Here is a 6,403-nt window from a genome sequence, read left to right as displayed (position 1 = left end):
CCACTCAATAGAGTTCTATCTGACATGTCCGAGATGGCAATGCCTCGAGATCGCTGAGACAAGTGTTACGCGGGCGGAGGTCGGCCGTTCATTCCACCCTCGAAGGTTCGGTCGGGCCGAATGATACCCGCGTGGTCACGTCTCGAGTGCGAACGGGCAAGAAGGCTTCGAGAGGGCGAAACCGTTCGACATTCGCTGGCGGGAACGACGATCGGCATCGATGCGAATAAACCCCGTGCGTTACAAGAGAAAAACGAATGGTCCAGGATCCGATCACTTCGGAACCGCCGCCGTCACCGGAAGTGATCTGTTCTGCGCTCGACGATCCCGACTGCCGGGAGATCATCCGCAATCTCGAGGAGCCGATGACGGCATCGGAGCTCAACGCTCGGTGCGAGATCCCGCAGTCGACGTTGTACCGGAAACTCGAGCTTTTGACCGACTCGACGCTACTCGAAGAGTCGACCGAGATCCGTCGGGACGGTCACCACGCGAGCAAGTACTCGGTCGCGTTCGACGAAATCACGCTCGTACTCGAGGACGATCGGTCCCTGTCGGTACAGATCGAGCGTCCGGCTCGGACAGCTGACGAACGGCTCGCCGAACTGTGGTCTGAGGTACGAAAGGAGACATGACTGGAATAGAAACTGCACTCGTATTGGCAATCGTCAAAACCCTCGTTCTCGTCGTCGGCAGCGCAATCACGTACTTCGCGTTCAAGGCCTACCGCCGAACTCGACAGCCAGCGCTTGGCTATCTCGCTGGCGGATTCGGTATCGTGACGCTCGGGTTCGTTCTGGCGGGCGTACTTCACGAACTGCTCGGCGTCTCGCTCGTAACCGGAGTGCTCCTCGAGAGCCTGCTCGTTCTCGCGGGCTTCTTTGTGATCGCCTATTCGCTGTACGTGCAGTGAACCGTCCGGGATCAAAACCCAAGACACTGCGCTCTGTAAATCGACCGGATCGTCCTCCCCTCAGCCGTCGTATCCTGCATCCGACATGATCTCGCCGAACTCTTCGGTGTCCATCGCTTCCTCGTAGACGATCGCCGTCGCCATACCGCCCGGGTAGCGGTCCTCGGTCGTCACGTGGTGAACCTTGTGACAGTGTGCCGGATAGATTCCGGGATCGGCGTTCGCCTCGAGTTCGATTGTGTACCGTTCGGCGGGCGCGATGTTGATCACGTCCTCCTCGTATTGGGCAGCCTCGGGAACGACCGAGCCGTCCTTTTCCACGACGGTAAACCGGTGGCCGTGTGTGTGGAACGGATGGGATTCGTATCCGTTGTTCGCCAGATGGATACGCATCGTCTCTCCCTCGGAGACGATCAGCGGCGACCCCAGTTCGGGATGGAACGTGGTGGGTGCGCTCCGGCCGTTGATCGTGTAGGCGTCCGAGGATCGATCGGACGGACTGTAGTCGGCGCCGCCGCCGGCTTCGCGGTCGTGGAGTCGCGTGTCCCAGTCTCGAAGCGTCAGGAAGTACTCCCTGTCGGGGGCCTCGTAGCCGTCCGGATCCACGCGGAGGATGCCGTACATTCCCATATCGAGGTGGTTGTGCGTCTGGTAGTGGCAGTGGTAGACGTGCGTTCCCGGGACGTCGGCGTGGAGTGTGTAGGTATGACTCTCGCCGGGGCCGACGTACTCCCGGTTGGTTACCGGGGCGCCGTCGTCGGCCCAGGTCTTGCCGACCGCGTGAACGTGAACGGTATGCGGACGGTTGTGCTCGCTGTTGTCGTAGGTGAGTTCGAACGTATCGCCCTCAGTCATGCGGTAGATCGGGCCGGGAACCGACGGCTCGAGGTTGTCGGTCTGCCAGGCCCACACTTCGGGGAGTTCGACAGGGCCGCCCGATCCCGCCTCGGTGACGAGTTCGTGGCGGGCGGGAACAGTTCGGAGCGTCGACTCGTACCCCTGATCCGCGAGGTCGACGAGCTGCGGCGGAGCCGTGTACTCGTAGTCGGTCAGCGGTTCGTCGTCCGTCTCCCCCTCCTCCGCGTCGCTGTCGTCGCGCTCGGTGCTTCCGTCTTCGTCCGAACTCGCGGACGTACAGCCGGCCAGTACACCGAGTGTGCCAGTGCCAGCGATCGACAGGACGGTTCGGCGCCGGATCCCGGAGGGTGTAGTAGACGTCATGGTCACACGTATCCGTTGACACCGCCAGATAATGGGTTATTAAGTCAGTTCCCGGGGGTCGGGAAACACACAACCAGTTCTGGCCAGTTCCGATCCGGTTCGACAAAAAACGCTCGGCGGTTCGAAGGTCGCGTCCGGGCTAACGATTCAGCGTGTGGATCGCGTGACCGAGCGCGTTCTCGGCGGCCTCCATCACCGACTCCGAGAGCGTCGGATGGGTGTGGACCGTCGAGGCAACGTCCTCGAGCGTTGCACCGAGCTCGATCGCGAGCCCGAGTTCCGCGATCAGTTCGGAGGCTTCGGGACCAACGATCTGTGCGCCCAGCACGTAGCCCTGGTCGTCGTCGGCGACGATCTTGACGAAGCCGTCGGTCTCGCCGGTCGTCAGCGCGCGGCCGCTGGCGCGGAACGGGAACTTCCCGACGACGGTTTCGAAACCGGCCTCCTCGGCCTCGCTCTCGGACATCCCGACGGTGCCGATCTCGGGTTCGGTAAAGACCGCGGCGGGCATCGCCTGGTAGTCGATCGCCGACGGTTCACCGGCGATCACTTCCGCAGCGACCTGGCCCTCCATACTGCCCTTGTGGGCGAGCATCGGCTCGCCGGCGACGTCGCCGACGGCGAAGACGTGCTCGACGTTCGAACGTGCACGCGAGTCGGTTTCTATGAAGCCGCGGTCGTCGGTCTCGACGCCGGCGTTCTCGAGGTCGAGCGTGTCCGACACCGGCTCGCGGCCGACGGCGACGAGAACCTTCTCGGCGTCGAGCTCGAGGGTATCGTCCTCGACGGTTTCGGCGCTCGCCTCGCTCCCGCCGTCGGCGGCCGCCTCGTCGGGTGCCTCGGCGACGACGCTGATGCCGTCGCCCTGCTGTTCCCACTCCGAGGCCGCGTACCCGAAGTGAAAGTCGATCCCGAGGTCGTTCGCGCGCTGCTTGACGGGGCGTTTGAGGTCGTCGTCGTACCCCGGCAGGATCGAATCGAGCATCTCGATGACGGTGACGTCGGTGCCGAGCTTGGCGTAGACGCCCGCCAGCTCCATGCCAATGTAGCCGGCGCCGACGATCACCATCGAGTCGGGGACCGACTCGAGGGCGAGCGCCTGCGTCGAGTCGAGCACCGGCTCGTCGTCGTACTCGAATCCGGGGATCTCGATCGGTCGCGATCCCGTCGCGACGATGGCGTGTTCGAACTCGATGGTTTCAGAGCCCTGCCCCTCGCCGCTGTGAGAGACCCGGACGGTGTTCTCGTCGGCGAAGGTGGCGGTCCCCTCGAGCAGGTTGACGCCGTTCGCCTTGCACAGTTTCTCGACGCCGCCCGTGAGCTGGTCGACGACGTCGTCCTTCCAGCCCATCATCGCCGAGAGGTCGACCGCGGGATCGGCGTGGATCCCCATCTCCTCGGCGTTGCCCGCCTCGTGGGCGACGTCGGTGGCGGTGATCAGCGCCTTCGAGGGGATACAGCCGTCGTTCAGGCAGGTTCCCCCGTAGGCGTCCTTTTCGACGAGCGTTACGTCCAGATCGAGCTGGCCGGCCCGGATCGCGGCCACGTAGCCCGCGGGTCCGGCGCCGATGACCAGCACGTCCGTTCCAGTGGTGACGTCTCCGACTACCATTACGTAGCCCTCTCTCCTGGTAGGGTGGTAAAGTTCATCATTCGAGCAGTAGCAGTTCCGGATTCTCGAGGTACTCCATCAGTTCGTTCGTAAACTGTGCGCCGACGGCGCCGTCGATCAGCCGGTGATCGAACGACAGCGACAGCGTCATCACCGAGCGTGGCTCGATCGACTCCTCGCCGTTCTCGTCGGTGACGACGCGCGGTTTCCGCTTGATCTCGCCGACCGCGAGGATCCCCGATTCTGGATAGTTCAGGATCGGCGTCGCGTACTCGCCGCCGATGCCGCCAACGTTCGTGATCGTAAACGTCGACCCCCGGAGCTCATCGGGGCTGATCGAACGCTCCCGGGCCTTCGTGACGAGTTCGTTCATCTCCGAGGACAGCTGCAGGAGTCCCTTCCGGTCGGCGTCCTCGAGGACGGGCACCATCAGCCCGACGTCGGTCGCCGTGGCGATCCCGATACTGTAGTAGTCGCGGTAGACGATTTCCTCGTTGTCCTCGTCGATCACCGCGTTCATCTCGGGGAACTCCTTCAGCGCCGCCGTCACGGCCTTCATGATGAACGGCATGTACGTGAGGCTGATCCCCTGTTCCTCCGCGCGGGGTTTGAGTCGCTCTCGAGCCTCGACGAGTTCCGTAACGTCGACCTCGTCGTGGTGAGTGACGTGGGGCGCGGAGTACTTCGAACGCACCATCGCGTCGGCGATCGTCTTCCGAACGCCCTTGAACGGCTCCCGTCGCTCGCGCTCGCCTTCGGCGAACTCGGTTCCCTTCTCGCCGACCGGTTCGCCGGCCGAGACCGCCTCGGCGTCGGCTTCCTGGGCCCGCCGCTGGGCCTCGGCGTACTCGTGGACGGCCTCTGGGGTGACGAACGCCTCGCCGTCGCGTTCCTCGTCGGTCGGAACGGCGTCGACGTCGACCCCCTCCTCCTCGGCGAGTTTGCGGGTAGCGGGCGCCGCCAGGGTTCGGTCTCGGTCGGCCGACTCGACCGGTGTCGGTGCGGTCGTCGACTGGCTCGTCTGCACGCCGGCCGCCTCAGTGGTGTGCTCGTCGGCAGTACTCGGGTCCGTTTCCGCGGCCGATGCGGTGTCTTCCATCGTCGTCCCGGCGTCTGTGGCCTGCGACGGCGCATCCGAACCGCTGGCTGCGGCCTCGACGTCGGCCGCGGTGATCCGGCCGCCGGGGCCGCTTCCCGAGACCGCGGAGAGGTCGATCCCCTCCTCGCGGGCCAGCCGTCGCACGCGCGGTGGCGCGAAGACCCGATCCTCGGGCGGAGCGATCTCGCCGGTTTCGGCGCCGGTCGCGCCGGCGTCCCCTGCGGGTTCGTCGTCGGCGTCCGCTCGAGCCTCCTCGGGCGAGTCGACACCCGAGGGCTCGCTGGCTTGCTCTTCTTCCGAGGCCGTCGGTTCGTCCGTGCTCTCTTCGCCCTCGACGTCGTACGTGACGAACAGGTCACCGACGGGGACCATCTCGCCTTCCTCCCAGTGGAGTTCTCTGACGGTGCCGTTGACCGGGGCGGGCACCTCGACGAGCGCCTTGTCGGTCTCGACCTCCGCGACCGGCTGGTCCTCGCTGACGGTATCGCCCGCTTCGACCAGCCAGCTCACCAGTTCGCCTTCGGCGACCCCCTCGCCGACGTCGGGGAGTTTGAACTCTCGTACCATGTTAGAACCCCATCGTCTCCCGGATGCCGTCCTCGATGCGGGCCGGCTCAGGCAGGTAGTAGTCCTCGAGCGCGTACAGCGGGAACGGCGTGTCGAACCCGGTGATGCGCCCGACGGGCGCCTCCTGGTAGAGCAGGGCCTCCTCCTGGATCGTCGCGGCGATCTCCGCGCCCAGGCCACCCGTCTTGGGCGCCTCGTGAACGACGGCCGCGCGGCCGGTCTTCTTGAACGACTCGACGATCGTCTCCTCGTCCAGCGGCGACAGCGTCCGCAGGTCGACGACCTCAACGTCGATCTCGCCCGCGAGGTTCTCCGCGGCCTCGAGGGTCGGACGGCTCATCGCACCCCAGGTAAAGACGGAGATATCGGACCCCTCGCGGCGGACGGCCGCCTCGCCGATCGGGACCTCGTAGGACTCGTTCGGAACCTCCTCGCGGAACGCCCGGTAGATGAGTTTGGGCTCGAGGAAGAGCACCGGATCCGGCGAGCGGATCGCACTCGCCAGCAGCCCCTTCGTGTCGTAGGGAGTCGAGGGCATGACGACCTTCAGGCCGGGCTGGTGGACGAACATCGCCTCCGAGGACTCGGAGTGGTGTTCGGGCGCCCGGATTCCTCCGCCGTAGGGGGCGCGGATGACCATCGGACAGGTGTACCGGCCGCGCGAGCGCGTTCGCAGGCGCGCGGCGTGGGAGACGATCTGGTCGAACGCGGGGTAAATGAAGCCGAGAAACTGCATCTCGGGGACCGGTCGCATCCCGTAGGCGGCCATGCCGACCGCCGTCCCGACGATACCCGACTCCGCGAGGGGCGTGTCGATGACGCGGTTCTCGCCGAACTCGTCGTACAGCCCCTCCGTCGCGCGGAAGACGCCGCCGTTCTTGCCGACGTCCTCGCCCATGACGACGACGTCGTCGTCGCGTTCCATCTCGCTGTGCAACCCATCGCGGACAGCCTGTACCAGCGTGAGGTTTTCTGATTCTGCAGCCATGTC

Annotated in this window: 6 protein-coding genes; 2 read left to right on the top strand and 4 right to left on the bottom strand. The window is 65.3% G+C overall.

Annotated elements, in window-relative coordinates:
- The first annotated feature begins 257 nt into the window (after positions 1 to 257).
- Both ACNA7R_RS10190 and ACNA7R_RS10185 read left to right on the top strand, forming a co-directional pair.
- Positions 258 to 635 carry a helix-turn-helix domain-containing protein gene (locus ACNA7R_RS10190; protein ID WP_416283458.1) on the top strand — a complete coding sequence of 126 codons (378 nt, stop codon included), beginning with the start codon at positions 258 to 260 and terminating at the stop codon, positions 633 to 635.
- The gene (locus tag ACNA7R_RS10185) at positions 632 to 913 is read left to right on the top strand and encodes a hypothetical protein (protein WP_416283457.1); all 282 of its coding nucleotides are present in this window, start codon (positions 632 to 634) and stop codon (positions 911 to 913) included. The genes ACNA7R_RS10190 and ACNA7R_RS10185 overlap by 4 nt, the downstream gene beginning before the upstream one ends.
- Positions 914 to 973: 60 nt before the next feature.
- Here the strand turns inward: ACNA7R_RS10185 and ACNA7R_RS10180 are convergent, their stop codons facing one another.
- The 4 genes from ACNA7R_RS10180 to ACNA7R_RS10165 all read right to left on the bottom strand — a co-directional run bounded on the left by ACNA7R_RS10180 (position 974) and on the right by ACNA7R_RS10165 (position 6,400).
- Positions 974 to 2,134: a multicopper oxidase domain-containing protein gene (locus ACNA7R_RS10180; RefSeq protein WP_416283456.1), complete on the bottom strand. Its 1,161-nt coding sequence runs from the start codon at positions 2,132 to 2,134 to the stop codon at positions 974 to 976.
- A 139-nt stretch (positions 2,135 to 2,273) separates the two neighbouring features.
- Positions 2,274 to 3,746, bottom strand: coding sequence for a dihydrolipoyl dehydrogenase (lpdA, locus tag ACNA7R_RS10175; protein WP_416283455.1), 1,473 nt, complete (start codon positions 3,744 to 3,746; stop codon positions 2,274 to 2,276).
- Positions 3,747 to 3,783: 37 nt separating this feature from the next.
- On the bottom strand, positions 3,784 to 5,412 hold the full coding sequence (locus tag ACNA7R_RS10170; RefSeq protein ID WP_416283454.1) for a 2-oxo acid dehydrogenase subunit E2: 1,629 nt from the start codon (positions 5,410 to 5,412) through the stop codon (positions 3,784 to 3,786).
- A gap of 1 nt (position 5,413) precedes the next feature.
- Positions 5,414 to 6,400 carry an alpha-ketoacid dehydrogenase subunit beta gene (locus ACNA7R_RS10165; protein ID WP_416283453.1) on the bottom strand — a complete coding sequence of 329 codons (987 nt, stop codon included), beginning with the start codon at positions 6,398 to 6,400 and terminating at the stop codon, positions 5,414 to 5,416.
- Positions 6,401 to 6,403: the final 3 nt, after the last annotated feature.

Source organism: Natronococcus sp. (genome assembly GCF_047921035.1).
Lineage (GTDB): Archaea > Halobacteriota > Halobacteria > Halobacteriales > Natrialbaceae > Natronococcus.
Note: the sequence above shows the minus strand (reverse complement) of the source record. Positions and strands in the feature narration are given on the sequence as shown.

Coding starts and splice junctions, on each gene's coding strand:
- ACNA7R_RS10190 (WP_416283458.1), top strand. CDS start 258: ATGGTCCAGGATCCGATCACTTCGGAACCGCCGCCGTCACCGGAAGTG.
- ACNA7R_RS10185 (WP_416283457.1), top strand. CDS start 632: ATGACTGGAATAGAAACTGCACTCGTATTGGCAATCGTCAAAACCCTC.
- ACNA7R_RS10180 (WP_416283456.1), bottom strand. CDS start 2,134: ATGACGTCTACTACACCCTCCGGGATCCGGCGCCGAACCGTCCTGTCG.
- lpdA (WP_416283455.1), bottom strand. CDS start 3,746: ATGGTAGTCGGAGACGTCACCACTGGAACGGACGTGCTGGTCATCGGC.
- ACNA7R_RS10170 (WP_416283454.1), bottom strand. CDS start 5,412: ATGGTACGAGAGTTCAAACTCCCCGACGTCGGCGAGGGGGTCGCCGAA.
- ACNA7R_RS10165 (WP_416283453.1), bottom strand. CDS start 6,400: ATGGCTGCAGAATCAGAAAACCTCACGCTGGTACAGGCTGTCCGCGAT.